1 protein-coding gene is annotated in these 254 nt (G+C 39.4%); it reads right to left on the bottom strand.

Annotated elements, in window-relative coordinates:
* The coding region (locus RUMCAL_RS16280) for a hypothetical protein (RefSeq protein ID WP_021682544.1) at positions 1-187 on the bottom strand (187 nt) is incomplete at its 3' end.
* Positions 188-254: the final 67 nt, after the last annotated feature.

Genomic DNA, 254 nt, shown 5'->3' with positions numbered 1-254 from the left:
CCGGATTTCCACTGGTCTTACCGAAATATTTCTTCACGGAAAGAAATTGCTCGTAAGCATGGTATATATCGACGTTCGGGCTATAGCGTTTATCATAATCTGTATGTATGCCCATCGTATAATTCAGAACGTTATATAAGTAGTCCAGCTCGTCATTGGTGTTTCTGATTACCTTAAAGATTCCCATACATCTAATCCTCCCTCTACAAACAATCCCATTTTTTGCTCCAAGTTTTCATACTTTTCTTGCGGCG

This window comes from Ruminococcus callidus ATCC 27760 (assembly GCF_000468015.1).
Classification (GTDB): Bacteria; Bacillota; Clostridia; order Oscillospirales; family Ruminococcaceae; genus Ruminococcus_C; species Ruminococcus_C callidus.
Note: the sequence above shows the minus strand (reverse complement) of the source record. Positions and strands in the feature narration are given on the sequence as shown.